Origin of the sequence: Streptomyces doebereineriae (genome assembly GCF_031845645.1) — a bacterium.
GTDB classification, from domain to species: Bacteria; Actinomycetota; Actinomycetes; order Streptomycetales; family Streptomycetaceae; genus Streptomyces; species Streptomyces canus.
Map to the genome: position 1 here is coordinate 118,720 of NZ_JAVREZ010000022.1, position 21,113 is coordinate 139,832.

General features: G+C 70.9%; 23 protein-coding genes. 12 read left to right on the forward strand and 11 right to left on the reverse strand.

Features of this window, described 5'->3' with window-relative positions; all coding sequences use genetic code 11:
* Positions 1-270 precede the first annotated feature (270 nt).
* Complete coding sequence (locus tag RNB18_RS42190) at positions 271-1,059, reverse strand: acyltransferase (RefSeq protein ID WP_311719413.1); 789 nt, start codon at positions 1,057-1,059, stop codon at positions 271-273.
* Between the two features lie 106 nt (positions 1,060-1,165).
* On the opposite strand from RNB18_RS42190, the gene RNB18_RS42195 reads away from it, so the two are divergent.
* Positions 1,166-1,699 carry a gamma carbonic anhydrase family protein gene (locus tag RNB18_RS42195; protein WP_311719415.1) on the forward strand — a complete coding sequence of 178 codons (534 nt, stop codon included), beginning with the start codon at positions 1,166-1,168 and terminating at the stop codon, positions 1,697-1,699.
* Between the two features lie 3 nt (positions 1,700-1,702).
* On the opposite strand, the gene RNB18_RS42200 is transcribed toward RNB18_RS42195, so the two are convergent.
* Entirely contained in the window at positions 1,703-2,353 is a 651-nt protein-coding gene (locus RNB18_RS42200; RefSeq protein WP_059207663.1) for a DedA family protein, read from the reverse strand.
* Between the two features lie 110 nt (positions 2,354-2,463).
* Positions 2,464-4,248, reverse strand: a complete 1,785-nt coding sequence (locus tag RNB18_RS42205; RefSeq protein WP_394817761.1) for an RICIN domain-containing protein — start codon at positions 4,246-4,248, stop codon at positions 2,464-2,466.
* A 468-nt stretch (positions 4,249-4,716) separates the two neighbouring features.
* Here RNB18_RS42205 and galU point away from each other — a divergent pair, with 468 nt between their 5' ends.
* Complete coding sequence (gene galU, locus RNB18_RS42210) at positions 4,717-5,667, forward strand: UTP--glucose-1-phosphate uridylyltransferase GalU (RefSeq protein ID WP_311719416.1); 951 nt, start codon at positions 4,717-4,719, stop codon at positions 5,665-5,667.
* Between the two features lie 39 nt (positions 5,668-5,706).
* Here galU and RNB18_RS42215 read toward each other — a convergent pair whose 3' ends face one another.
* On the reverse strand, positions 5,707-6,144 hold the full coding sequence (locus RNB18_RS42215) for a DUF4442 domain-containing protein (RefSeq protein ID WP_266524882.1): 438 nt from the start codon (positions 6,142-6,144) through the stop codon (positions 5,707-5,709).
* Positions 6,145-6,299: 155 nt separating this feature from the next.
* Here RNB18_RS42215 and RNB18_RS42220 point away from each other — a divergent pair, with 155 nt between their 5' ends.
* Positions 6,300-7,601, forward strand: a complete 1,302-nt coding sequence (locus RNB18_RS42220; RefSeq protein ID WP_311719417.1) for an MFS transporter — start codon at positions 6,300-6,302, stop codon at positions 7,599-7,601.
* Here RNB18_RS42220 and RNB18_RS42225 read toward each other — a convergent pair.
* From RNB18_RS42225 to RNB18_RS42235, 3 genes are all read right to left on the reverse strand, one after another.
* Positions 7,563-8,408, reverse strand: coding sequence for a spermidine synthase (locus RNB18_RS42225; protein WP_311719418.1), 846 nt, complete (start codon positions 8,406-8,408; stop codon positions 7,563-7,565). The two genes, RNB18_RS42220 and RNB18_RS42225, sit on opposite strands and share 39 nt — an antisense overlap.
* 123 nt (positions 8,409-8,531) lie before the next feature.
* A complete protein-coding gene (gene tuf / locus RNB18_RS42230; RefSeq protein ID WP_311719419.1) occupies positions 8,532-9,701 on the reverse strand; it encodes an elongation factor Tu in 1,170 nt (389 codons plus the stop codon).
* A 98-nt stretch (positions 9,702-9,799) separates the two neighbouring features.
* Positions 9,800-9,991 (reverse strand): hypothetical protein, encoded by a 192-nt coding sequence (locus RNB18_RS42235; protein WP_311719466.1) that lies wholly within the window; start codon positions 9,989-9,991, stop codon positions 9,800-9,802.
* A gap of 26 nt (positions 9,992-10,017) precedes the next feature.
* Here RNB18_RS42235 and RNB18_RS42240 point away from each other — a divergent pair, with 26 nt between their 5' ends.
* Positions 10,018-10,785, forward strand: a complete 768-nt coding sequence (locus tag RNB18_RS42240; RefSeq protein WP_311719420.1) for a TVP38/TMEM64 family protein — start codon at positions 10,018-10,020, stop codon at positions 10,783-10,785.
* Positions 10,786-10,829: 44 nt separating this feature from the next.
* Here the strand turns inward: RNB18_RS42240 and RNB18_RS42245 are convergent, their stop codons facing one another.
* The gene (locus tag RNB18_RS42245) at positions 10,830-11,999 is read right to left on the reverse strand and encodes a thiolase family protein (RefSeq protein WP_311719421.1); all 1,170 of its coding nucleotides are present in this window, start codon (positions 11,997-11,999) and stop codon (positions 10,830-10,832) included.
* A 125-nt stretch (positions 12,000-12,124) separates the two neighbouring features.
* Here RNB18_RS42245 and RNB18_RS42250 point away from each other — a divergent pair, with 125 nt between their 5' ends.
* The 6 genes from RNB18_RS42250 to lnt all read left to right on the forward strand — a co-directional run bounded on the left by RNB18_RS42250 (position 12,125) and on the right by lnt (position 17,616).
* Entirely contained in the window at positions 12,125-12,595 is a 471-nt protein-coding gene (locus RNB18_RS42250; RefSeq protein WP_311719422.1) for a winged helix-turn-helix transcriptional regulator, read from the forward strand.
* A gap of 131 nt (positions 12,596-12,726) precedes the next feature.
* The gene (locus RNB18_RS42255; protein ID WP_057610546.1) at positions 12,727-13,602 is read left to right on the forward strand and encodes an undecaprenyl-diphosphate phosphatase; all 876 of its coding nucleotides are present in this window, start codon (positions 12,727-12,729) and stop codon (positions 13,600-13,602) included.
* A 396-nt stretch (positions 13,603-13,998) separates the two neighbouring features.
* The gene (locus RNB18_RS42260; protein ID WP_311719423.1) at positions 13,999-14,178 is read left to right on the forward strand and encodes a hypothetical protein; all 180 of its coding nucleotides are present in this window, start codon (positions 13,999-14,001) and stop codon (positions 14,176-14,178) included.
* Positions 14,179-14,227: 49 nt separating this feature from the next.
* Positions 14,228-15,400, forward strand: coding sequence for an FAD-dependent monooxygenase (locus RNB18_RS42265; protein WP_311719425.1), 1,173 nt, complete (start codon positions 14,228-14,230; stop codon positions 15,398-15,400).
* A gap of 105 nt (positions 15,401-15,505) precedes the next feature.
* Positions 15,506-15,991, forward strand: coding sequence for a nuclear transport factor 2 family protein (locus tag RNB18_RS42270; RefSeq protein WP_311719426.1), 486 nt, complete (start codon positions 15,506-15,508; stop codon positions 15,989-15,991).
* Positions 15,992-16,056: 65 nt separating this feature from the next.
* The gene (gene lnt, locus RNB18_RS42275) at positions 16,057-17,616 is read left to right on the forward strand and encodes an apolipoprotein N-acyltransferase (protein WP_311719427.1); all 1,560 of its coding nucleotides are present in this window, start codon (positions 16,057-16,059) and stop codon (positions 17,614-17,616) included.
* Here lnt and RNB18_RS42280 read toward each other — a convergent pair.
* Complete coding sequence (locus RNB18_RS42280) at positions 17,540-18,445, reverse strand: Gfo/Idh/MocA family protein (RefSeq protein ID WP_311719428.1); 906 nt, start codon at positions 18,443-18,445, stop codon at positions 17,540-17,542. The genes lnt and RNB18_RS42280 overlap by 77 nt on opposite strands.
* A gap of 121 nt (positions 18,446-18,566) precedes the next feature.
* Here RNB18_RS42280 and RNB18_RS42285 point away from each other — a divergent pair, with 121 nt between their 5' ends.
* Together RNB18_RS42285 and RNB18_RS42290 are read left to right on the forward strand one after the other, a co-directional pair.
* Positions 18,567-19,079, forward strand: a complete 513-nt coding sequence (locus RNB18_RS42285) for a DinB family protein (RefSeq protein ID WP_311719430.1) — start codon at positions 18,567-18,569, stop codon at positions 19,077-19,079.
* A gap of 112 nt (positions 19,080-19,191) precedes the next feature.
* Positions 19,192-19,722, forward strand: coding sequence for a hypothetical protein (locus tag RNB18_RS42290; RefSeq protein WP_311719431.1), 531 nt, complete (start codon positions 19,192-19,194; stop codon positions 19,720-19,722).
* Positions 19,723-19,734: 12 nt separating this feature from the next.
* Here the strand turns inward: RNB18_RS42290 and RNB18_RS42295 are convergent, their stop codons facing one another.
* Both RNB18_RS42295 and ung read right to left on the reverse strand, forming a co-directional pair.
* Positions 19,735-20,256 carry a hypothetical protein gene (locus RNB18_RS42295; RefSeq protein WP_311719432.1) on the reverse strand — a complete coding sequence of 174 codons (522 nt, stop codon included), beginning with the start codon at positions 20,254-20,256 and terminating at the stop codon, positions 19,735-19,737.
* A gap of 122 nt (positions 20,257-20,378) precedes the next feature.
* A complete protein-coding gene (gene ung / locus RNB18_RS42300) occupies positions 20,379-21,062 on the reverse strand; it encodes a uracil-DNA glycosylase (RefSeq protein ID WP_311719433.1) in 684 nt (227 codons plus the stop codon).
* Between the last annotated feature and the right edge of the window lie 51 nt (positions 21,063-21,113).

The following is a 21,113-nucleotide window of genomic DNA, read 5'->3' on the forward strand; positions in this document are numbered from 1 at the left end:
GTCACACCCCACACCCGGCACGGCTCACGAACACCCCCGCACCCCCAAGCAGCGGGTAGGGACCTGCCCCCGGCCGACACCCTGCTCCTCGCGACGGCCTGACCCGACGCAGGTTCGGCCCCGGCCAACAAGACCCGCTACGCAGCAGCACCCCTCAGCCACCCGACTCAGCGAGCTCCCCGCCAATCGGCCCAGCCGACACCCATCGGCCAACCCGGCACACCTTCAGCCCAAGCCGCCCGCCCGCCAAGCCCCGCGACGCCCCGCCCCTCAGTCCAGCCCGGCGAGTCGCCCCGCCGCATCCTCGTCCAACTCAGCGAGTTTCGCCGCCGTCTCCTCGTCCAGCCCGGCCAGCGCGTTGAGCTGTTCCGCCGTGGCTCCCTCGGGTATCGGTACCGGCGCCGGTGTCCTGAGCGGCGGCTGCCAGCCGTCCTCGGCGGTCCAGCGCCGTACGACCCGGGCGGGTGCCCCCGCCACCACCGCGTGGTCCGGCACCACACCCCGCACCACGGCCCCGGCGGCCACGACGACGTTCCGCCCGATCCGCGCACCGGGCAGGATCACCGCCCCGGTCCCGATCCAGCACCCCGGCCCGATCGCCACCGGCTCCATCCGCGGCCACTGCTTGCCGATGGGCTCGTGGGGATCGTCGTACGAGTGATTGGTGGACGTGACATAGACGTACGGCCCGAAGTAGCAGTCGCTGCCGATGGTGACCGTGGTGTCGGCGATGACATGGCTGCCGCGCCCCAGCACGACCCCGTCGCCGATGCGCAGGATCGGCTCCGGACCGAGGTCCAGGTCGGGCATCAGGCCGGCGGTCAGAGTGACCTGTTCGCCGACGATGCAGTGGGACCCGACATGGATCCACGGTTCACCGAAGACCGTGCCGAGCGGAAAGGCCAGCCGGGTGTGCACACCGAGCGCGCCGAAGCGGAAGCGCCCCGGGCGCTCGGCGGTGACGGAGCCCGTGCGCTGCACCCAGGCCCAGCCCGCGTGAACAGCACGCTGGACGAGACGACCCCGCCAGGATGAGAACGTGTTCTTACTCTTCGGCACGAGCTCACCGTACTGAGCGCACGGCACACAGATGAGACGGCGGGCTTGTGATCTTCGCCCCACCCGGGTGGCGTACGGTTCGGGATATCACGAACCAGGAGGCGAAATGGCGCACGAGGCGTTGATCACGGGCATCGGCGGCAAGGAACCGAAGATCGACGGGGAGGCCTTCGTGGCGCCCACCGCGTCGGTGATCGGTGACGTGACGCTGCAGGCGGGGGCGAGCCTCTGGTACGGCGCGGTGGCCCGCGGCGACGTAGAACGCATCTCAGTCGGCGCCCGGAGCAACATCCAGGACAACTGCACCCTGCACGCCGACCCCGGCTTCCCGGTGACGATCGGCGAGCGCGTCTCGGTGGGCCACAACGCCGTGGTCCACGGAGCGACGGTCGAGGACGACTGCCTGATCGGCATGGGCGCGACGGTACTGAACGGCGCGGTGATCGGGGCGGGTTCCCTCGTGGCTGCCCAGGCGCTGGTACCGCAGGGGATGCGAGTACCGCCGGGTTCGCTGGTGGCGGGCGTGCCGGCGAAGGTGCGGCGGGAGCTGACGGAGGAGGAGCGCCAGGGAGTCACCCTGAACGGAACGCTCTACGCGGACCTGGCCCAGGCCCACAGTGAGGTGCACGACAAGCCGTGAGCCTCAGTCGGCGGCCGGAACGGTCTCCGGTTCGGCCGCCTGCATCTGGGCCGTCGCCTTCGCCGCCCGGCGCTTGAGCACGAGCATCGAAGTGAGCCCGATCAGCACGGCGAGCACGAGTCCGAGCCACGAGAACCGCTTCAGCCACGACTCGGCGACGATCCCCACGTAGTAGATGACCGCGGTCGTCCCGCCCGCCCAGATGATCCCGCCCAGCACGTTGGCGATCAGGAACTTCCAGTACGGCATCCGCAGCACACCGGCGAGCGGTCCGGCGAAGATCCTCAGCAGCGCGACGAAACGGCCGAAGAACACCGCCCACATGCCCCACTTCTCGAAGGACCGCTCCGCCGTGGCGACATGGCCCTCACTGAAGTGCCTCGGGAACTTGTTGCCGAGCCAGGTGAGCAGCGGCCGTCCGCCCTTGCGCCCGATCGCATAGCCGATGGAGTCGCCGACGACCGCCCCGACGCTGGCGCACGCACCGAGCACCACGGGATTGATCCCGGCGTGCTGCGAGGACAGCAGCGCGGCGGAGACCAGGATGATCTCGCCGGGCAGCGGAATGCCCAGGCTCTCCAGGCCGATGACCAGGCCCACCAGGGCGTAGACGGCGGCCGGGGGCACGGTGTCGAGCCATTCCTGGACGTGCAACGCCGGTTCCTCCTGAGTCGCGTTCCCGGCGTGCGCCAAGTACCGACGCACGCCGTGGCAGCCTACCGGTTCACGAGAACCGACGTCCGGAGCAACAGCTCACCCTTGGTCTACGGCAGTGCGTTGCCGAGCGTCGACGCGAGGGGCGCCGTCACCGAGGTCGCGGTGTCCACGACCGCACTCACCACCGCCGCGGCCCCCTTGGCCGGAGGGGTCGGAGTGGTCGGCTCGGAGTGGGTGTCGTCGACCTGGGCGACCCGTGTCCCGTACTGCGGCGGCGGTGTTCCGTGCTGGTCCGAGGGCTGACCGGGGCGCTGTTCGGGTCCGCTGTCGGGGTGTTCGCCGGAACCTGAGGGCGGGGCGGGGGCGAGGTGGGGTGCGACCGGATCCTCGTCCGGTCCCCCGGAGGGCCGGCCCGTCTCCGCGTCCTCGGGCGACTGCGTGCCCTGTTGTGCCGGCGCGCTCTCGTCGGTGAACTCCAGCAGCCACCTCTGCCCCTGCGAGCCGTTCCGCTCGGTGACGACGACGGTCTCCCCCTTGCCGGGCGCGACCAGGAGCCCCTTCCCGCGCCGCAGCAGCAGTTCGCCGCGCACGGTGAGGTCGTAGCGGACCTCTCCCGCGTGGGTCAGGCAGTCGGCGATCACGACCGACCGCTTCTCGGTGTCCGAGTCGAGGCAGAGCCTGGGATCGGCCGCGCTGCGCAGCAGTCCGTCCTCCTGGTACGACCACTGCTGGGATCCGGCGGAGGAGCACTCCGCCAGCACGGCCTTCGTACCGGCCGTGGTCCGTGCGTGGTGGGCGTCTTGTGTGTCCTGGGTGTCGAGGCAGAGGCCGGCGTCGGCGTTGCGGAGCCTGCCGTGGCCGACCTCCACGGGGTTGCCCATAGAGGCCGTGGACGGGGAGCCGGCGTCCTGGGAGACCGTCGTCGGACTCGGCCGTACGGTGTTCCCGCTCACCGCGCCCCAGGTGGCGTCGGGAGTGGCAACACCGCCGTCGTCGGACCAGCCCTTGGCCACAAGTACCGTGGCGAGCAGGGCCAGGGAGGTCAGACCGGCGCCGACGAGAACGGCACGGGCGCTTTTGCGCGGCTGGGTGAGGAGACCGGCGGGAGCGGGGCGGTGGCGGCCGCCGGGTTTTGGGCGGGCCGCGCCGGGCGCGGGCGGGGCCGGACGCTCGGCGGACCGCGCGGGCCGGGAGTCGAGATAGCGGTGGGCGCCCCAGCCGAGCACCGTCTCGGCGAGCAGCACCTCCAGACCGCCCTCGAAATGGCTGAGCTGTTCGGCGGCGTGACGACAATACCGGCAATCCGTCAGATGTTTACGGACATCGGGCAGAAGGTCACCGCCCCGACGAATCGGGACATCCAGCAGTCGATTGTAGAAGCGGCATTCACTGGTGGGTGCGAGTTCCCGGTGAGCACGGACACAGCCGGTGCGGAATTGCTCGCGTGCCTGATCGAGGGCGGCCGCCGCACGGGACGCGTCCACACCCAGCAGACCGGCCGGTACGGATATGGGTTCGGCCTCGACCTCACTGTGCCACAGCAGGCATTGGGAGGCGCCGGGAAGGGCCCTGAATGCGCGCTCGGCGAGTTGTCTTCTTTCGGGAGTGACGGGCCTCGCCGCGCGTAGACCACGGCCGCCGATCGTCTTGCGAAGTTCCGGCAGTACGGCGGAGATTTCGTCGTCCGCGGCCCACTCCTTGACGAACTCCCTCACCGCAACGAGAAGTTGGGGGCGCAGCGCGCCGTCACCCGCCCGGCCGAGCACCCGGTGAAATGCCGCCGCGGCCGCCATCGAGGCAGAACCCGACCAGGAGGCAAGACAGATGACCGAGTATTCGTAGGTCGCCTGCCAGTGACGCGCCATCAACAGCGCGACGGCATGACCGTCCACGCTGTTCTCTCCCAGCCGGGCCAGAAGATTGCGGTCGGACTCCGCCGGACTCGATCCTGGGCGTGGGGGGTAAGGGGGTCGTGGGGGGTAAGCGGATTGCACGGGACCAATTCCTTCCAAGCCGCAGGACGGCATGGGATATGCGCGTCCTCGGAAAGCAGGCGCCTGATTGGTGCATACCTATGCCGCATCAGATGCGACCCGGTTCATCCCGGGGGGCGCTCACCTTCGCACAATTGATGTACAGCAAACAAGAAGGTGGAGTGACGCATGTTCAAAAAGAGGCGAGTTCAGAAATGTTACCGCCGGTATCCGCACCCGCATTCGAAAATTAAGCGGGACGCGGGACTCAAGTTGTGTACGCGGCCGGATGCTTGGCACACGAAATCTCCCACTCCGGCCGGGTCCACAGCAGGCTCCCAGGCGTCTCCCGGTGGGCTCTCATCCGGGTGACGCAGCATGATTCGCATGATCGTCCCCCACACGACCGACACCACCGTCCCCACCCGCACGGTCCGCAAGGCAGTCGTCCCGGCCGCCGGGCTCGGGACCCGATTCCTGCCGGCGACCAAGGCGACGCCGAAGGAGATGCTCCCGGTCGTCGACAAGCCGGCCATCCAGTACGTCGTCGAGGAAGCCGCAGCGGCCGGGCTCGACGACGTCCTGATGGTCACCGGCCGCCACAAACGGGCCATCGAGGACCACTTCGACAACGCCTTCGAGTTGGAGCAGGCCCTCGCGGCCAAGGGCGACGCGGTACGCCTCGACGCCGTGCGCGATCCCGCGCGCCTGGCCGGCATCCACCACATCCGCCAGGGTGAGCCGCTCGGCCTCGGCCACGCGGTGCTCTGTGCCCGCCGCCACGTCGGCGACCAGCCCTTCGCCGTCCTCCTCGGTGACGACCTGATCGACCCGCGCGAGACCCTGCTCAGCACGATGCTCGACGTCCGCGACCGGTACGCCGGGAGCGTGGTCGCCCTCATGGAGGTACCGCGCGAGCAGATCCACCTCTACGGCTGCGCGGCCGTGACGCCCACGGAGGAGAAGGGCCTGGTCCGCGTGACCGGCCTGATCGAGAAGCCCTCCCCCGAGAACGCGCCGAGCGCCTACGCGGTCATCGGCCGTTACGTCCTCGACCCCGAGGTCTTCGACGTCCTGGACGGCACCCCACCGGGTCGCGGCGGCGAGATCCAGCTCACCGACGCCCTCCAGAACCTCGCGACCGACGGCACGGTCCACGGCGTCGTCTTCAACGGCCTCCGCTACGACACCGGCGACAAGGCGGACTACCTCCGCACGGTGGTACGCCTGGCCTGCGACCGCGACGACCTGGGCCCGGAGTTCATCGACTGGCTCAAGGGGTTCGTGGCGGAGTGGAAAAGCGGCGCGGGGGTGGAGCGGAGGCGGTCGGCGGCCTGACAACCGGACCGCTCACCCCACGCCCGGCCGGCCCCGCGCTCAGCCGTTCGGCCGCAGTGTCCACACCACCGTCATCTCGCCCGTGACCGCCCCGTCCGCGCGGCGGATCTCGATGGTGACCGGAAACTCGGGGCGTTCCCCGGCGTCGAGTTGGGCGACGACCTCGGAGGCCGGGCGGCCCAGGGTGGCCGTGGCGGTCACCGGGCCCATCGCGAGCTTGCGGTAGGCGATCTCAGCGTTGACTGCGAGCGGTACCGCGCGCGAGAGCTGGTCACCGAACGCGGCCAGCACGACCGCCCCGCTGGCCGACTCGGCGAGCGTGAACATCGCCCCGGCGTGCGGTCCGCCCACGTGGTTGTGGAACTCGCCCTGGTCGGGCAGGGCGACCACGACCTTTTCCGGGCCGGTCTCCAGGAACTCGAGGTTCAGGGTCCGCACCATGGGCACGGTGGCGGCGAGCATCTCGCCGACGGACATCTGGTCTGCGCTCATGCCCGGGATGTTACCCACGAGTAAATCGCGCTGACCAGGCCCGGCGCCAGTGATCGGCGTCTCCTTCCGGACATGGCCGCATCCCAATCTGTCCTGCAAAGGGTTTGGCAAGGCAGCACCCCGGCGGCGATAGTCGGCCGGTGACCCCCTCCGCCGCCTCCTCCCGCCGCGCCCGCAGACCCGCCTGGGCGAGCCGCAACTACGGCCTGCTGACCGCCGCCGCGTTCGTGACCAACCTCGGCAGCAACGGCGCCCTGATCGCCGCCGCGTTCGCCGTACTGGAGGCGGGTGGCGACAGCGGCGACGTCGGCCTGGTGGCCGCCGCGCGCACCCTTCCGCTGGTGGTGTTCCTGCTGATCGGCGGCGCGGTGGCGGACCGCCTGCCCCGGCACCGGGTGATGGTCGCGGCCAACACCCTCAACTGCCTCTCCCAGGGCGCGTTCGCCCTTCTGGTCCTGACCGGCGAGCCCCGGCTCTGGCAGATGATGCTGCTGACCGCGCTCGGCGGCACAGGCCACGCGTTCTTCAGCCCGGCGGCCGAGGGCATGCTGCTGTCCTCGGTGAGCGGCGAACAGGCCGGCCGTGCCTTCGCGGTGTTCCGGATGGCGATGCAGGGCGCGGCGCTGGGCGGTGCCGCGCTCGGCGGTGCGTTGGTCGCCGCGGTCGGCCCCGGCTGGGTGCTCGCGGCGGACGCGGCGGCCTTCGCGGTCGCCGGTTCGCTCCGCGCCTTCCTCGACGTCAGTCACATCCCGGCGCGCGAACCGGGTGCCGGCATGCTCGCCGATCTGCGCGAAGGCTGGCGGGAGGTCGCGGGGCGGCCCTGGCTGTGGGGCATCGTCGTCCAGTTCTCCGTGGCCAACGCGGTGCTGGGCGCCGCCGACGCGGTCTACGGCCCGCTGGTCGCCCAGGACGACCTGGGCGGGGCGGCCCCCTGGGGTGTGGCCCTCGGCTTCTTCGGCGCGGGCACGGTCGTCGGCGCTCTCCTCATGACCCGCTGGAAGCCGCACCGGCTGCTCTTCGTGGGCATCCTCTGCGTGTTCCCGATGACGCTGCCGTCCGCCGCACTGGCCGTACCGGTGTCGGTACCCCTCCTGTGCACGGCGATGTTCGTGGCCGGCGCGACCGTCGAGGTGTTCGGCGTCTCCTGGATGACCGCCCTGCACCAGGAGATACCGGAGGACAAGCTCTCCCGGGTGTCGGCCTACGACTGGTTCGGCTCGGTCGCCCTCATGCCACTCGCGGCGGCGCTGGCGGGCCCGGCGGAGTCGGCGTTCGGACGCACCGCGGCCCTGTGGGGCTGCGCGGGCCTGATCGCGGCGGTCACGGCGGCCGTCCTGTGCGTACCGGACGTCCGCAACCTGCGCCGGAAGACCAAGCAGGTCACCCAGGTCGCCACAAACGATTCAGCCGATGCCGAACGCCCCGTCGGGGGGCTCGGGTGACGGCACCGCCTCCTCGTCCCGCACCGGCCGCGCCGCCCCGATGAACTTCCGCAGCCCGGCGCCGTGTTCGACCCGCGCGGGAAAGGCGTCGGCCGCGGTGCGCCGGGCCAGGGCCGGCGTGTCGAGAGGCAGCTGCGCGGCGACGAGCACCGCGTTCCCGAACCGCCGCCCCCGCAGTACCGCCGGCTCGGCGATCAGCACGAGTTCCTCGAAGACCTCGGCGAAATTGGCGAGTTGGGACCGCAGAAACGCGAAGGGCGCGGCGTCGGCGAGATTCGCGAGATAGACCCCGCCGCTCCTGAGCACGCGCGCCGCCTCACGGGCGTACTCCAGGGACGTGAGATGGGCAGGAACCCGCGACCCTCCGAAGACATCGGCGAGCAGCACATCGGCCGAGGCCGCCGGGGCGCTTTCCAGCCATCCCCGCGCATCGGCCGCGTGCAACGCGATCCCCGCCCCCTCCGGAAGCGGCAGATGCTCGACGACCAGCTCCAGCAGAGCCCGGTCGGCCTCGACGACGTCCTGCCGGGAGCCCGGCCGGGTGACCGCCAGATACCGCGGCAACGTCAGAGCACCCCCACCGAGATGGACGACGTCCAGCGGCCGCCCCGCCTCCCCGATGGAATCCAGCACATGCCCGAGCCGCTGCGCGTACTCGAACTCCAGATGCGTCGGCTCGTCGAGATCGACGTACGACTGCGGAGCCCCGTCCACGGTCAACAACCAGGCCCGCTCCCGATCGACATCGGGCATCAGCTTGGCGAACCCGTGATCAACGGCACGGGCGACGGGCAGGGACTCGGTCATCCGGTCATTGTGCCTCGGCGAGAGGGCCCCGATAGGGGCGCGGGGCTGTATCGATCTGCGGCTCCGCCGCGCAGGCGCGACCAGCCACAACAGCCCCGCAGCCCCCACGAACCGAAACCCCCCTCACACAAGGGCAGTAACAGTCCCCGCCCCGACGGTCCGGCCACCCTCACGGATGGCGAATCCGAGACCTGGCTCAAGCGGCACGTCCCGCCCCAGTTCAACGGTCATCACGACACGATCCCCAGGCCGAGCAACGGCCACCTCGCCGAGGTCGACATCCCCCACGACATCCGCCGTGCGGATGTAGAACTGCGGCCGATACCCGGTGGCGACAGGCGTCGTACGCCCGCCCTCCCGCGCCGACAGCACATACACCTGCGCGGTGAAGCGACGGCTCGGCACCACACTGCCGGGCGCGGCCACGACATGGCCCCGCCGGACCGCGTCCCGGGGGACGCCCCGCAACAGCAACGCCACGTTGTCCCCGGCCTGCGCCTCCTCCATCGGCTTGCCGAAGGTCTCGACCCCGGTCACCACCGTCTCCACGGCGGCCCCGAGCACGTCGACCCGGTCACCCACCCGTACGGTGCCCCGCTCGACCGCGCCGGTCACCACGGTCCCCCGGCCGGTGATGGTCAGCACGTTCTCGACGGGCATCAGGAACGGCGCGTCCAGATACCGCTCGGGGATGGGCACATAGGTGTCCACCGCGTCGAGCAGCGCCTCGATCGACGCCGTCCAACGCGGGTCCCCCTCCAGGGCCCTCAGCCCCGAGACCCGAACGACGGGCACGGCGTCGCCGCCGTAGCCGTGCGCGGTCAGCAGCTCACGGACCTCCAGCTCGACGAGCTCGACCAGTTCCTCGTCGGCCGCGTCCGCCTTGTTGAGGGCGACCACCACGTGGTCGACGCCCACCTGCCGCGCGAGCAGCACGTGTTCGGCGGTCTGCGGCATGATCCCGTCGAGCGCGGAGACGACGAGGATCGCCCCGTCGAGCTGCGCGGCCCCGGTGACCATGTTCTTGACGTAGTCGGCGTGGCCCGGCATGTCCACGTGGGCGTAGTGGCGGGTGTCGGTCTCGTACTCGACGTGCGCGATGTTGATGGTGATCCCGCGCGCGGCCTCCTCCGGGGCCCGGTCGATGCGGTCGAACGGCACGAAGGTGCCGCTGCCGCGCTCGGACAGGACCTTGGTGATGGCGGCGGTCAGGGTGGTCTTGCCGTGGTCGACGTGACCCATCGTGCCGATGTTCAGGTGCGGCTTGGTGCGCACATAAGCGGTCTTGGACATGGCTGTACCTCGAAGCCTCTTCGTGTTCGTGGAAGAACGGGACCCCAAGGACTCGCCGACCCTCCCCCTGCGGGGTCCGCCGGACTGTCCGGGAAGGGTCAGCTTCGGGCGCCGTCTGCGGCGGCCAGGAACACGGGAACGGCAGCCTTCGGCGCATCCGCGACTGCGGATGCTGCGAGAGCGAAGGCGTACCGGAACATGACGCAGATCATGTCCCACGCGTCGTCCCACGTCGAACGGTTTTTGTCGCCGCCCGCCCGCGCGATCGACGGCACCCATACGGCGATCACACATCCATGTCGGTTACCGTCACTGGATGCTCGATGCCACCACCCGCTCTGGGGGCACCGCCACGGCCACTCCCCCGGCCATCGCCACGGAGCTCGCTCTCCCCGTCCCCGCTCCGGTGGGTCTCACCTCCCGTTGCACGAGAGTGCTGCTGTCGCCGTGGTCCCGGTTGTCCCTGCTCGTCGCGCTGCTCGCGGGCGCCGCGTCCACGGTCCTGCTCTTCGAGCCACAGAGACTGCTCTCCGACGGCTGGCCGCCCCAGCTCGGCGGGGTCGCGGCCGCGGTCGTGTTCGGGGTGGCGTACGGGCTGTGCACCGTGGCGTTCGTGCCGCGGCCCCTGCTGAATCTCGCCGCCGGAGCACTCTTCGGTTCGCAGCTCGGACTCGCGTCGGCCCTCGCCGGCACGGTGCTCGGGGCAGGGATCGCCTTCGGCCTGGGCCGCATACTCGGGCAGGACGCCCTGCGGCCGCTGCTGCGGGGGCGGTGGCTGAAGGCGGCGGACGGGCAGCTCAGTCGGCATGGGTTCCGGTCGATGCTGGCGGCCCGGCTGTTCCCCGGAGTCCCGTTCTGGGCGGCGAACTACTGTGCCGCGGTCTCCCGGATGAGGTACGTCCCGTTCCTCGTCGCGACGGCGCTCGGGTCGATCCCGAACACCGCCGCGTACGTGGTCGCCGGGGCGCGGGCTTCGGCGCCGACTTCGCCCGCTTTTCTGATCGCCATGGCGGCGATTGCCCTGCCGGGGCTGGCGGGGGCGATCGTGGCGTGGCGCAAGCGGCATCACCTGCGCCGTCGTTGAGCGCTTGACGGGGTGGGGCTGAGCGCGCCGCTAAGGGGCGCTCGTCACACCCTCTCCAAAATCATCGCGTTGGCCAGTCCACCCGCCTCGCACATCGTCTGCAGGGCGTAGCGGGCCCCGTGTTCCCGCATCGCGTGCACCAGCGTCGTCGTCAGACGGGTGCCGCTCGCACCCAGGGGGTGGCCTATCGCTATCGCGCCACCGTGGACGTTGACCTTGGACAGATCCGCACCCGTCTCCTGCTGCCAGGCCAGGACCACGCTGGAGAACGCCTCGTTGACCTCGAAGAGGTCGATGTCGTCGAGGGTGAGGTGGGCTCGGCGCAGGACCTTCTCCGTGGCGGGAATGACTCCGGTGAGCATGAGGATCGGGTCGGAGCCGGTGACGGCGAAGCTGTGGAGGCGGGCCAGCGGGCGCAGGCCCAGCCGTTCGGCCGTCTCGCTCGACGTGATGAGGACGGCCGAGGCGCCGTCGTTGATCGGGCTCGCGTTGCCCGCGGTCACGTTCCACTCGATCTGCGGGAAGCGTTCGGCGAAGTTCGGGTCGTAGTAGGCGGGCCTCAGGCCGGCGAGGGTCTCGGGGGTGCTGCCCGGGCGTACGCACTCGTCGCGCGAGACACCGTCCAGCGGCGCGACCTCGGCGTCGAAGAGGCCCTTCTCCCAGGCTGCGGCCGCCTTCTGGTGCGAGGAGACGGCGAACGCGTCCATCCGCTCGCGCGTGATCGACCACTTGGCGGCGATGAGTTCGGCACTGATGCCCTGCGGGACGAGGCCTTCCTTGTAGCGCTCGGCGACCCCGGGACCGAAGGGGTCCTTGCCCTCGGGAACGTTCGACCACATCGGCACCCGGCTCATCGATTCGACCCCGCAGGCGACGACGAGGTCGTACGCGCCCGCGATCACCCCCTGCGCGGCGAAGTGCACGGCCTGCTGGGAGGAGCCGCACTGTCGGTCCACGGTGGTCGCCGGGACCGTCTCCGGGAAGCCGGCTGACAGTGCCGCGTAGCGGGTGGTGTTCATGGCCTGCTCGCCGACCTGGTCGACGGTGCCGCCGATGACGTCGTCGATGAGCGCCGGGTCGACGCCGGAGCGCTCGACGAGGGTGCGCAGGGTGTGGGCGAGGAGTTCGACGGGATGCACGTGCGCGAGGGCGCCGTTGGGCTTGCCCTTGCCTATGGGGGTGCGTACGGCTTCGACGATGACTGCGTCACGCATGGTGCGGGCCTCCATCAATGAGGGCGATTACCAGTGAGTAGGGAATCCAAACTCACCATAGCCTTGCGGGTTGGAAAATCAAACCCTTGAGTTGGAGAACCAAACCCTCCCCTAGACTGGGCATCATGGCCGCCACCCGAGACCCGCGCCCCTGTTCGATCGCCGATGCCCTGGCCCTCGTCGGCGAGAAGTACTCCCTGCTCGTGCTGCGGGAGGTCTGCCTGGGCAACGGCCGCTTCGACCAGCTCGTGCGCAACATCGGGGCCCCGCGAGACATCCTGGCCACCCGGCTGCGCCGGCTCGTCGGCGCCGGGATCCTGACCAAGCGGGTCTACAGCGAGCGACCTCAGCGCTTCGAGTACCGGCCCACACAGGCAGGGCTCGAACTGGAGCCGGTGCTGCTGACACTCATGGCGTGGGGTGACCGGCACCTGCGCGAGGACGAGGACCGGCCCATGGTCGTGGAGCACAGCTGCGGCCATGAACTGACGCCCGTCGTCGCCTGCGCGGCCTGCGGCGGCACGGTGGTGCACGAGGACCTGACGTCCCATCCGCAGTCCCCCGGCTGGACGGTGAAGGGCCCGACGGCCGCGTAAGCGCGCACCCGCCCCTGTGGCCGGGCCGTCACCGCGGGGCGCTACGCTGCCCTCGCACCCCGATCACCGCGCCCGGTGATGTGGCACGCCCGACTCCCCTCACACGACCAGCACTTGGACGCCGTAACTTCATGTCTTGGTTTGAATCACTCGTCCTCGGACTCGTCCAGGGGCTGACAGAGTTCCTTCCCGTCTCCTCCAGTGCGCATCTGCGCCTGACGGCGGCCTTCTCGGGCTGGAAGGACCCAGGGGCGGCTTTCACCGCGATCACCCAGATCGGCACCGAGGCCGCCGTACTGATCTACTTCCGCAAGGACATCGGGCGGATCATCTCGACGTGGAGCCGTTCCCTGGTCAAGAAGGAGCTGCGCAGCGACCACGACGCCCAGATGGGCTGGCTGGTGATCGTCGGCTCCATCCCCATCGGTGTGCTGGGACTGCTGTTCAAGGACCAGATCGAGGGGCCGTTCCGGGACCTGCGCATCACCGCCACGATGTTGATCGTCGTCGGCATCGTCATAGGCGTCGCGGACCGGCTGGCGGCACGCGACGAGCACGGCGGGCGGCACCGCGCGCCCAAGCAGCGCAAGGGCCTTGAGGACCTCGGCGTCAAGGACGGCCTGATCTTCGGCCTCTGCCAGTCCATGGCCCTCGTCCCCGGCGTCTCCCGTTCCGGCGCGACGATCAGTGGCGGCCTGTTCATGGGGTACAAGCGCGAGTCCGCCGCGCGCTACTCCTTCCTTCTCGCCATCCCCGCCGTACTGGCCTCCGGCCTCTTCGAGTTGAAGGACGCAATGGAGAGCGACCACGTCTCCTGGGGCCCCACGATCTTCGCCACGGTGATCGCCTTCGTCGTGGGTTACGCGGTCATCGCCTGGTTCATGAAGTTCATCTCGACCAAGAGCTTCATGCCCTTCGTCTGGTACCGCATCGCCCTGGGCATCGTCATCATCGCCCTGGTCACGATGGGCGCCCTGAGCCCGCACGCGGCGGAGTCCGCGGGCTGACACACGCCGCCGCGGGCTGGGCGGTGTGGGGCCCGTCCGCCACTGCCCCGGGCACGGTGGCTGCCCTGCTCGAACGCGCGGTCTCCGGCGACCCGGACGGCGATGTCGGCGTGGGCGCCCTGCTCGCGGACCTGTCGGCCTCCTCCGCCGAGGCCGCGGCCGTGTGCGGCTTCGGCCCGGGGTTCGTCGGCGACGTGCGCCCACCTGGTCGAACACCTGGCTGCGATGCGGCAGTTCTACCGCGCGGCCGCCCATCGCGGTCGGTGTGTGGTCGTCTGGGTCGGCTGACCCGGCCCCGGCACCGGGGCGCGCGCCCCGGAATCCGTGACCAATCGCATATGTTCTGCGTAGCCGTCCGGTAGCGGACTGTCAGTGCTTGCGCCTAGGCTTGTGCGCATGTCCCCCGATTCTCTGACCCGTGGTTCCGCGCGGTCTGCTGCCGAGGTGAACGAGCAGATCCGGGCGCTCTGGATGCGCGCCGGCGGCACGCTGTCGTCGCAGGAGCGCGCGGAGTACGAGCTGTTGGTGGTCGAGTGGGCGGCCGCGATCCGCAATGCCGTCATCGAGGCCGCCTGAGCCCACGTCCGCCGAGCCGCCGGTACGACCGTCGAAGTGAGGTCATGCCATGAGAGCGATCGTCGTGGGCGCGGGCATCGGAGGACTGACCGTGACACTGAGCCTGCGCCGGGCAGGACATGAGGTGACGCTCGTCGAGCAGTCGCGCCAGCTCACCGAGATCGGCGCCGGTATCCAGCTCGCCCCCAACGCCACGCGCGTACTACGCCGCCTTGATCTGCTCGACGCCGTGGCGGAACAGTCCACGCGCCCGGCCCACGTGAGCTTCCGCACCTGGTCCGACGGCTCCGAGATCTGCCGCTATGTCATCGGCCGTGCGGCCGAGGAGGAGTTCGGGGCGCCGTACCTCCAGGTCCACCGCGCCGATCTCCAACAGGCCCTGGCCGCCGCCGTACCACCCGAGTCGCTGCGCCTTGCCACCGCCGTCGTGGGGATCGACCAGGACGACACCGCGGCCCACGTGACCACGTCGAGCGGTGAACGTCTGGACGCCGACCTCGTCGTCGCCGCCGACGGCATCCGCTCAGCCGCCCGCCAGTGGCTCTTCGGCGCGGACGAGGCGGTGTTCTCGCACACGGTCGCATACCGGGCCCTGCTCCCCGCCGCCGACGTCGCCGACCTGGATCTCCCGGAGTACGCCGGCTGGCTCGGCCCGGGCCGCCACGTCGTCCACTACTGGCTGCGCCGCGGCGAACTGCTCAACGTCGTCGCCGTGTTCGTGACGGACCACGCGGCGCAGGAGTCGTGGACCGCCCGGGCGGAACCCGGCGAGCAGTTGCGCACGTTCTCCGGCTGGGACCCCCGGCTGCTGACCGTCCTCGACCGCGCGGGCCAGGTCCTGCGCTACGGCATCTACACGCGCGCCCCGCTCACCCGCTGGCACGTCGGCCGAGTGACCCTGCTCGGCGACAGCGCGCACGCGATGGTGCCGTTCCAGGCCCAGGGCGCGGCCCAGGCCATCATGGACGCGGCCGTGCTCGGCGACTGCCTCACCGGCACGGCACCCGACGAGGTGCCCGAAGCGCTCGACCGGTACGTCCGCAGGCGGGTCCCGGCCGCCACGTCCGTGCAGGCCAGTTCCGCTCGCGCGGGCCACGACTACCACTTGCCGGACGGCCCCGAGGCCGAGGCGCGCAACGCCCGGCTGGTCGCCCTCGCGGCCGAGAACAGGTTCGGCCCGCACTCGGCCGCCTGGCCGGTGGACGTCGTGGCCGACGGCTGACCACCCGCCCTCGACCAATCCCGTCCCCCGATCACCCCCGGCCCGCCGTCCGAATGTCACCGCACGCCCCTTGGCTCGGCCCGCCCCATGCCCAACACTGAGCCGATGACGCAGCGTGTGGAGCTCGCGACCGTGATGGACCGGCTGGCCGTGGACGCACTCGTCACCGACTACGCCGTGGCCGTGGACGACGGCGACTGGGAGGCCTACCGAGGACTGTTCACCTCCGACGGGCGGGCCGACTACCGCTCGGCGGGCGGGGTCGAGGGAGACGCGCGCAAGGTCGCCGCATGGCTCGCGGAGAGCCTGCGGCTGTTCTCGATGCGCCAGCATCTGATCGTCAACCGCCGCGTCCGGTTCGGCACCCTGGACCAGGACACCGGCGACACGGCCCGCGTCCAGGCCGACTACATCAACCCGATGCGCCTCGCCGACGACGGCACCGCCTCCACCGCCCCCGACTTCGTCTGCGGCGGCCGGTACGCGTTCACCGCGCTGCGCACGGACGACGGCTGGCGGCTGCGCGAGGTCGTCGTACAGGAGAAGTGGCGGCGACTGCCGAACCCTCGGCCCTCACCTGTGATCAACTGAGCCGACACCCTCGGGGTGGTCCACCACACGCACACTGGAGTCACCCACGGGGTAGGAGGCGCCGTATGAACACGTTCGGCCACTGGCTCGCCTCCCCGTGGCGGCGCTCGATCGTCGCCGCGGTGGCAGGCGCTCTCCCCGTCCTCGCGTTCCCGGCACCGTCCCTGTGGTGGTTCGCCTACATCGCCCTCGTGCCCTGGATCGTGCTGATCCGTTCGGCTCCCACGGCGAAACGGGCGGCGTACGACGGCTGGGCCGGGGGGTTCGGGTTCATGGTGGGGATGCACCACTGGCTGCTGCCGAGCCTGAGTGTGTTCATCTTCGTCATCGGCGCCCTGCTCGGCGCGCTGTGGGCGCCGTGGGGCGCGCTGCTGCGGCACTTCCTGGCCGGGACGCCCTCGCGGGGCCGGATCGCGGCGGCGCTCGCCGTGCTGCCGTCCGGCTGGCTCGGTATCGAACTCGTCCGCTCCTGGCAGGGGCTCGGCGGCCCGTGGGGCGTACTCGGCTCCAGCCAGTGGGAGGTGGAACCGGCGCTGCGGCTGGCCTCGGTGGGTGGGGTGTGGCTGCTCAGCTTCCTGATCGTGGCCGTCAATGTGGCGGTCGCCGTGTTGGTGACGGTCCGTGAGTCCAGGGTCCCGGCGGTGGCCGGTCTTGTCGCTACGGCCGCCGTGACCTCGGCGGCCTGGATGTGGTCACCGCGCCCCGACACCGGGGGCACGACACGGATCGCGGTCGTCCAGCCCGGTGTCATCGACGGCCCCGACCGGCGCTTCGCCCGCGAGGAACAGCTGACCCGCGACCTCGCCGCGCAGGACGTCGACCTGATCGTGTGGGGCGAGAGCAGTGTCGGTTTCGACCTCGGGGACCGGCCCGACCTGGCGAAGCGGATCGCGGCGCTCTCCGAGGAGACCGGCGCCGACATCCTCGTCAACGTGGACGCCCGCCGCTCCGACAAGCCCGGCATCTACAAGAGTTCGGTGCTCGTGGGCCCCGGCGGACTCACCGGCGACCGCTACGACAAGATGCGGCTCGTCCCCTTCGGCGAGTACATCCCGGCCCGCTCGCTGCTCGGCTGGGTCACCTCGGTCGGCAAGGCGGCGGGCGAGAACCGCAGGCACGGTTCCGAGCAGGTCGTGATGGACGTCGGTCACGGGCTGAAGGTCGGGCCGATGGTGTGCTTCGAGTCGGCGTTCCCCGACATGAGCCGCCATCTCGCCGAGGACGGCGCCCAGTTGCTGATCGCCCAGTCGGCGACCTCGTCCTTCCAGCAGAGCTGGGCCCCCGAGCAGCACGCCTCGCTCGCCGCCCTGCGCGCCGCCGAGACGGGCCGCCCGATGGTGCACTCGACCCTGACGGGCGTCTCCGCCGTCTACGACGCGAGCGGACAGCGCGTCGGCCGGTGGATCGGCACCGACTCCAGCACCTCGCGCGTGTACGACGTACCGCTGGCGACCGGGACGACGCCGTACGTCCGCTTCGGCGACTGGCCGGTGCACGCGGCCCTGCTGATCCTCGCCGTGTGGTGCGCCGCCCAGCTGGGCCGGCGGTTCAGGCGGACCGCTCCTGAACCGCGTGTACCACCCGCTCGCACAGCTCATGGGTCGCCAGCGCGTCCCGGGCGCTGAGCACCTTTCCAGCACGCACGGCGTCGAGGAAGGCGAGCACCGCCTGCTCGATGCCGCGCTGCCGGGCCACCGGCACCCAGTCGCCGCGCCGCCGCACGGTCGGCTGGCCCTTGTGGTCGATCACCTCGGCGAGATTGAGGACCTGCCGCTTGGTGTCCTGCCCGGACACCTCCAGGATCTCCTCGGCCGAGCCGCTGAGCCGGTTCATCACCCCGAGCGCGGTGAAGCCGTCCCCGGCGAGCTGGAGCACGACGTGGTGCAGCAGTCCGTCCTGCACGCGCGCGCGTACCGTCACGTCGTCGACCGGCCCCGGCACCAGGAACCGCAGGGTGTCGACGACGTGGATGAAGTCGTCCAGGATCATCGTGCGCGGGTCCTCCGGGAGCCCGATCCGGTTCTTCTGCATGAGGATCAGCTCGCGCGGATGATCGGCGCACTGCGTGTACCCAGGAGCGAAACGCCGGTTGAACCCGACGGCCAGACTCACGTTGCTCTGTTCGGCGAGCGCCACCAGCCGTTCGGAGTCGGCGAGTTCGTAGGCGAGCGGCTTGTCGACGTATGTCGGTACGCCCGCCTCCAGCAGCCGCGCGACGATGTCGGGGTGCACGCTCGTCGGCGCGTGCACGAAGGCGGCGTCGAGGTCCTGGGCGAGCAGCGAGTCGAGGTCCTGGTGCCGTTGGCCGTCGGGAAGGTGGAGACCGTCGGCGACCCGGGTCAGCGTCGCCGGCGTCCGCGTCTGCACGTGCAGTTCGACGCCGGGCCGGCCGCCGAGCACCGGCAGATACGCCTTCTGCGCGATGTCACCGAGTCCGATGCAGCCGACCTTCACGAGGACTCCTCCAGGTTGTCCGGCCAGGGCCTTGCCGGAAGCATACGGCGGCTGCGGCGGGCCCCGGCCGACGGCCGGGAATTCGCTGGTGGTGAGGGGTGAGCTGGGTCAGGATGCGAGTATGACGACTCAGCGCGCCGAACCCGCGACCACCGCCGACGAACGCAGCATGCTGGAGGGCTGGCTGGACTACCACCGGCAGACCCTCGCCTGGAAGTGCGAAGGCCTGACCGACGCCCAGCTCAGGACCGCCGCGGTGGAGCCGTCCACGCTCTCCCTGATGGGCCTGGTGCGGCACATGGCGGAGGTGGAGCGCAGCTGGTTCCGCCGGGTCCTGACCGACGAGGACGCGGCGCCGATCTACTACACCGAGGCCGACCCGGACGGCGAGTTCCGTCTCACGGAGGCCGACACCTGGCAGGAGGCGCACGGCACCTGGCAGGCCGAGATCGACAAGGCCCGGCAGAACGCGGCCCGCTTCGGCCTGGACGACATCACCGTGGGCAAGCACCGCCGGACCGGAGAGCGGTTCAACCTGCGCTGGCTCTACACCCACATGATCGAGGAGTACGCCCGCCACAACGGCCATGCCGACCTGATCCGCGAGCGCATCGACGGCGTCACCGGCGATTGACGTCAGCACCGGGAGGCTTGAGCACACCGTACGGGGGCGGAGATCACTCGTGCGGGGCAACCTCCGCTCGTCCGCTGTCGCCGCGGTCGCCCGAACCAGCAGAGTGGCGCGGGTGCATCGAACCACGACTACCGCAACGCTCCTGGTCACCGTGGCTGTCTCGGCCCTCACCGGCTGTGTGACGGTCCAGCGTCCACCTGTGTCCGGGCCGCCGCCGACGACGGCACCGTCACGGCTGCCGGGACCGGGTGACGCCCACCCGGACGGTGAGGCGCAGCCGCAGATCGTGCAGGCCCCGGCCCAGGAGGCACTGTCCATGATCGATCCGTCCCGGTCGGCGAAGCCGGAGGGAGCCGCGCCGCGCGACAGTGCCCCGGGGACCGCGGCGGTTCCCGCGCAGCCGCAGCCCCGACAGCCCGCACAGGCGCGTCCGGGACATCCACGGCATCCCGGACATCCGGCACATCCTGCGCCTCGGCACCCGGACGTCCGGCACTACCGGCCGCCCCGGGTCGAGATCCCGGACGTGGCCAAGTCGGTCCCCAAGGGTCCGAAGGACGTCTGTGCGCTCGGCAGGAAGTACGGCGGCTGGCCGGAGGGCAGCCCCGAGTCGGTCATCTGCGACCAGACATACGGGCGTTGAGGTACCCCGGTCTCAGGGCCGCTGCCTCGGCGGACCCCACCGTCCGTCAGCGGCGGATCCACCCTCGCCGAGCCGTAGCTCCAGCCTGTTGATCGCCGCCCGCACACCGTCGCTGTAGCTGTCCTCCCCCAGAGCGTCCGCCGCTCTGCGGGCCCGGCGCAGATGGGTGCGGGCGGCGTCCGTGCGGGCGAGCCGCACATAGTCGGCGGCCAGGTTGAGGTGCAAGGAGGGGTAGAGGGCGCGCACGGCGAGAGCGCCCTCGTGCCGGGCCGGCCGGTCCTCGGTGAGATCCTCGGCGGCCGTCAACGCCCTGAGGTCCCAGGCGAGTTCGTCGCAGGGGTCGTCCTGGGCGTCGGCCATGTAGTGCGCCAGGGTGCAGCGGTGCAACGGGTCGCCGTCCTCGCCGATCTCCGCCCACAGGGCCAGGAATCGGTGCCGGGCCTCCTCGCGGTCCCCCGCGTGACACAGCATGACGACCTGCCCGATCCGGGTCATCACGGTGTCCGGCGCCGCCTGCTCCTGTCGCTCCGTCAAAGCGTCCTCCGGGCCCTTGTCGGCTGTCGTCCCCTGTCCCTGCCGACGCTAGCCGCCGCCACCGACAATCGAGGTCAGGCGGGACCGGGCCGGGGCCGTGCGGCACCGGCCCGGCGGACGGGTCAGCCGAGGTTCGGGATCGTCCAGTCGATGGGCTGGTGGCCCTGCCGGGCGACCGCCTCGTCGATCTGCGTGAACGGGCGGGAGCCGAAGAACTTCTTCGCCGACAGCGGGGAGGGGTGCGCGCCCTTGACCACGACGTGCCGGCTCTCGTCGATCAGGGGGAGCTTCTTCTGCGCGTAGTTGCCCCACAGCACGAAGACGGCCGGATCGGGCCGCTCGGCCACCGCGCGGATCACCGCGTCGGTGAACTTCTCCCAGCCCTTGCCCTTGTGCGAGTTGGCCTCGCCGGAGCGGACCGTGAGCACCGCGTTGAGCAGCAGGACGCCCTGCTGGGCCCAGGGCATGAGGTAGCCGTTGTCCGGGATCTCCAGGCCCAGCTCCTCCTTCATCTCCTTGTAGATGTTCCGCAGGGAGGGCGGGGTCCTGACGCCGGGGCGGACCGAGAAGCACAGGCCGTGGCCCTGGCCCTCGCCGTGGTACGGGTCCTGACCGAGGATCAGGACCTTCACCTGGTCGTACGGCGTCGCGTCGAGGGCGGCGAAGACCTCCTCGCGCGGCGGGTAGACGGGACCCTTCGCCCGCTCGTCCTCGACGAACTCCGTCAGCTCCTTGAAGTACGGCTGCTGCAGTTCGTCGCCCAGAACCCCGCGCCAGGACTCGGGCAGCATGGCGGTGTCGGTCACGTCAACGTCCTCACGATGTGCGGTCACTTGCAGGCTCAAGAACCTACAGGC

Coding starts and splice junctions, on each gene's coding strand:
- RNB18_RS42240 (WP_311719420.1), top strand. CDS start 10,018: ATGCTCGATGCCACCACCCGCTCTGGGGGCACCGCCACGGCCACTCCC.
- RNB18_RS42195 (WP_311719415.1), top strand. CDS start 1,166: ATGGCGCACGAGGCGTTGATCACGGGCATCGGCGGCAAGGAACCGAAG.
- RNB18_RS42255 (WP_057610546.1), top strand. CDS start 12,727: ATGTCTTGGTTTGAATCACTCGTCCTCGGACTCGTCCAGGGGCTGACA.
- RNB18_RS42250 (WP_311719422.1), top strand. CDS start 12,125: ATGGCCGCCACCCGAGACCCGCGCCCCTGTTCGATCGCCGATGCCCTG.
- RNB18_RS42245 (WP_311719421.1), bottom strand. CDS start 11,999: ATGCGTGACGCAGTCATCGTCGAAGCCGTACGCACCCCCATAGGCAAG.
- galU (WP_311719416.1), top strand. CDS start 4,717: ATGATCGTCCCCCACACGACCGACACCACCGTCCCCACCCGCACGGTC.
- lnt (WP_311719427.1), top strand. CDS start 16,057: ATGAACACGTTCGGCCACTGGCTCGCCTCCCCGTGGCGGCGCTCGATC.
- RNB18_RS42285 (WP_311719430.1), top strand. CDS start 18,567: ATGACGACTCAGCGCGCCGAACCCGCGACCACCGCCGACGAACGCAGC.
- RNB18_RS42260 (WP_311719423.1), top strand. CDS start 13,999: ATGTCCCCCGATTCTCTGACCCGTGGTTCCGCGCGGTCTGCTGCCGAG.
- RNB18_RS42270 (WP_311719426.1), top strand. CDS start 15,506: ATGACGCAGCGTGTGGAGCTCGCGACCGTGATGGACCGGCTGGCCGTG.
- RNB18_RS42265 (WP_311719425.1), top strand. CDS start 14,228: ATGAGAGCGATCGTCGTGGGCGCGGGCATCGGAGGACTGACCGTGACA.
- RNB18_RS42225 (WP_311719418.1), bottom strand. CDS start 8,408: ATGACCGAGTCCCTGCCCGTCGCCCGTGCCGTTGATCACGGGTTCGCC.
- tuf (WP_311719419.1), bottom strand. CDS start 9,701: ATGTCCAAGACCGCTTATGTGCGCACCAAGCCGCACCTGAACATCGGC.
- RNB18_RS42215 (WP_266524882.1), bottom strand. CDS start 6,144: ATGTCCGTCGGCGAGATGCTCGCCGCCACCGTGCCCATGGTGCGGACC.